Source organism: Desulfovibrio sp. 1188_IL3213 (assembly GCF_036763145.1).
GTDB lineage: Bacteria > Desulfobacterota > Desulfovibrionia > Desulfovibrionales > Desulfovibrionaceae > Desulfovibrio.
Genome location: NZ_JBAIYR010000455.1, coordinates 1 through 1,691, shown reverse-complemented (window position 1 = coordinate 1,691; position 1,691 = coordinate 1). Strand labels below are relative to the sequence as shown.

The window sequence follows — 1,691 nt, the reverse complement described above, 5'->3', positions numbered from 1 at the left end:
CGTGGCCTTGGGCATCAGCGTGCACACCACGGCCGCCATGCTGGGAATCTCGGCCATTATCGCGCAGTCCGTGCTGTGGTTCAGCATTCTGAAATACGCGGGCGCGGCCTACCTTATCTGGCTCGGCATCCAGGCACTGCGCCACGGCCGCCAGACCGGCGCGGCTGTGGTAAAGGTCGCTCCGACCACAGACACCATGCAGAAAACCGGCCCGGAACAGGGCGGCAAGCAAAAAGCCGCATCAGCGCCGCGCCTTACGGGCCGCCAGTGGTTTTCATTTTTCCGGCAGGGCTTTCTGACCAATGCCCTGAACCCCAAGGCCGTTATCATTTTTCTGACGTTTCTGCCGCAATTCATGAACCCGCACGCGCCGCTTGCGCCGCAGTTTCTTGAGCTGGGCGGCATACTGTCGGCCCTGTGCCTGCTTTGGTACGTGCCTCTGGCCTACATGCTCGGGCGCGTACGTCATGTTTTTGAAAGCAGCCGTTTTCAGCTCTGGCTGCAACGCTTCACAGGTTTCATCTTCATAGCCTTCGGTCTCAAACTGGCCGCAGCGCAGTCCCGCTAACCAGCGTCGCGCCAGCGACCTTCAAACTCAGCAAAAAGGTCTGCCACCATGATTGAACTCATAAGCAATGCCGTTGTCATTGATGGAAACACCATACGCAGTGCCGAAGAGGCCCGCGCCAAGGGCGTGGATGTTGAGGCCGCGCGCAAAAACAGCCTCGCCGCGCGCATTCTTGCCGCGCACAACACAGCCCCGGAAGGGGAAAATGTGCTGCGCATCCGCTTTGACGCCATGGCGTCGCACGACATCACCTATGTGGGCATTGTCCAGACGGCGCGGGCCAGCGGGCTTACGGAATTTCCCGTACCCTACGCCCTGACCAACTGTCACAACAGCCTTTGCGCCGTGGGTGGAACCATCAACGAGGACGATCATCTTTTCGGCCTTGCGGCCGCCCAGAAGTACGGCGGGATCTTCGTGCCCCCGCATCTGGCGGTTATTCACCAGTATGTGCGTGAAATGATGACCAAATGCGGCGGAATGATCCTGGGTTCAGACAGCCATACCCGCTATGGCGCGCTGGGCGTCATGGCTGTGGGCGAAGGCGGGCCAGAACTGGTCAAGCAACTGCTCGGCAAGACCTATGACGTGGCCGACCCGCAGAAAATAGCCGTCTGGCTCGAAGGCGCGCCACGCCCCGGCGTAGGCCCGCAGGACGTGGCCCTGGCCCTTATTGCCGCTGTTTTCAACAACGGCTTTGTGAAAAACAAGGTGTTGGAATTTATGGGTCCCGGCGTGGAGGGCCTTTCGGTGGAATACCGTTGCGGCATCGACGTCATGACCACCGAAACCACCTGTCTTTCATCCATCTGGACCACAGACGCCAAGGTGGCCCGCTATCTTGAAAAGCATGGCCGCCCCGGCGACTACGCCGAACTGCGCCTTGAAGGCCCGGCGGCCTATGACGGCCTTATTCGCATTGATCTCGGCAAGATCGTCCCCATGATAGCTCTGCCCTTCCACCCCAGCAACGCCTACCCCGTGGCCGAGGTTGCAAAACACGCTCCCGAACTGCTGGCCCATGTGGAAGACGAGGCCCGCCGCCAGTTCGGCGACGCCGCCAAGGGCCTCAACCTCTGCGGCAAAATCCGCGACGGCGGCCTGTGGGTCGATCAGGGCATCA

2 protein-coding genes are annotated in these 1,691 nt (G+C 60.8%); both read left to right on the top strand.

From position 1 onward, the window contains the following. On the top strand, positions 1-568 hold a 568-nt coding region (locus tag V6C16_RS12555; protein WP_333543366.1), incomplete at its 5' end, for a LysE family translocator. A 48-nt stretch (positions 569-616) separates the two neighbouring features. Next, the coding region (locus tag V6C16_RS12550; RefSeq protein WP_333543365.1) for an aconitase family protein at positions 617-1,691 on the top strand (1,075 nt) is incomplete at its 3' end.